The following is a 1,821-nucleotide window of genomic DNA, read 5'->3' as shown; positions in this document are numbered from 1 at the left end:
CGGGTCGAGGAAGGTCCAGTCGGACAGCACGACGACATGCTCACGGTCATAGCCGATCGGGTCGGCGCCCGCGGGGTCGATCACGATCGGCCCATAATGGCCGAGCTGTTCCTGCAAGCCCGAGTGGCTGTGATACCAATAGGTCCCGCTTTGTTTGACCGGGAATTCATAGGTGAAGAGCGAACGTGCCTTGATCCCGGGAAAGCTGATCCCGGGAACCCCGTCCATCTGGAAGGGCAGGATCAGTCCGTGCCAGTGGATCGAGGTTTCCTCGTCGAGGGTGTTTTCGACATGGAGGCGCACATTCTGGCCCTCGCGGAGCCGGACCAGCGGCGCCGGCAATACGCCGTTGAGCGTGATTGCCCGGCCTGCGCGGCCGCCGACGGTGAAGCGGCTGTGCGCGATCTTGAGGTGGATATCCTCGCCGGTCAGCGTCGGGAGGGTGGAAAGGGTGCCGGGGGTTCCGCTTTGCGCCCAGGCAGGAAACAGCCCCGCGATCGAGAGGCCCGCGGCGCCGACGGCGCCGGCGCGGAGCAGCATCCGCCGTTCCATTGTGTGTGTCATGTCTGTCTGTCCTTTGCACGGCATCGCAAAGGGTACCGCCAAGGAGGCGGCAACCGTGCCGTTTTCATTCGGGAGAAGTAGTCCGGGGCGGCATATGCCGCCCCGGACTACTTCTCCCGAATGAAAACGGCACGGTTGCCGCCTCCTTGGCGGTACCCTTTGCGATGCCGTGCAAAGGACAGACAGACATGACACACACAATGGAACGGCGGATGCTGCTCCGCGCCGGCGCCGTCGGCGCCGCGGGCCTCTCGATCGCGGGGCTGTTTCCTGCCTGGGCGCAAAGCGGAACCCCCGGCACCCTTTCCACCCTCCCGACGCTGACCGGCGAGGATATCCACCTCAAGATCGCGCACAGCCGCTTCACCGTCGGCGGCCGCGCAGGCCGGGCAATCACGCTCAACGGCGTATTGCCGGCGCCGCTGGTCCGGCTCCGCGAGGGCCAGAATGTGCGCCTCCATGTCGAAAACACCCTCGACGAGGAAACCTCGATCCACTGGCACGGACTGATCCTGCCCTTCCAGATGGACGGGGTTCCCGGGATCAGCTTTCCCGGGATCAAGGCACGTTCGCTCTTCACCTATGAATTCCCGGTCAAACAAAGCGGGACCTATTGGTATCACAGCCACTCGGGCTTGCAGGAACAGCTCGGCCATTATGGGCCGATCGTGATCGACCCCGCGGGCGCCGACCCGATCGGCTATGACCGTGAGCATGTCGTCGTGCTGTCCGACTGGACCTTCCTCGACCCGCACCAGCTGTTCAACAAGCTCAAGCAGGAAGGCGGCTATTTCAACCGCCAGAAACAGACGCTGTCCGGCCTGATCGCGGGCGGTCCCGGCGAGACGATGAGCGCGTCCGAACGACTCAAATGGGGCAAGATGCGGATGGACCCCGCCGACATCGCCGACATATCGGCGACGACCTACACCTATCTGATCAACGGCCACGGCCCGCAGGAGAATTGGACGGGCCTGTTTCGTCCCGGCGAGCGCGTTCGGCTGCGCATCATCAATGCCTCGTCGATGTCGATCTTCAACATCCGCATCCCGGGGCTCAAGATGAGCGTCGTCGGGACCGACGGGCAGAATGTCCGGCCGGTGGCGGTCGACGAATTCCAGATCGGGACCGCCGAAACCTATGATGTCATCGTCCGCCCCGACGAGGACCGGGCCTACACTTTCGTCGCCGAATCGATCGACCGGTCGGGCATGGGCCGCGCAACGCTGGCACCGCGCCCGGGTATGGTCGCGGCGG

At 64.5% G+C, this 1,821-nt stretch carries 2 protein-coding genes; one reads left to right on the top strand and one right to left on the bottom strand.

What is annotated here, in order from left to right; translation table 11 throughout:
• On the bottom strand, window positions 1-564 hold a 564-nt coding region (locus tag LH128_RS28745), incomplete at its 3' end, for a multicopper oxidase domain-containing protein (protein WP_172705206.1).
• 188 nt (window positions 565-752) lie between these two features.
• Between LH128_RS28745 and LH128_RS28740 the strand changes: the two genes are divergently transcribed.
• A partial coding sequence (locus LH128_RS28740) for a copper resistance system multicopper oxidase (protein WP_172705205.1) occupies window positions 753-1,821 on the top strand: 1,069 nt, incomplete at its 3' end.

The sequence above is a fragment of the Sphingomonas sp. LH128 genome (genome assembly GCF_000293195.2).
Taxonomy (GTDB): Bacteria; Pseudomonadota; Alphaproteobacteria; order Sphingomonadales; family Sphingomonadaceae; genus Novosphingobium; species Novosphingobium resinovorum_A.
Note: the sequence above shows the minus strand (reverse complement) of the source record. Positions and strands in the feature narration are given on the sequence as shown.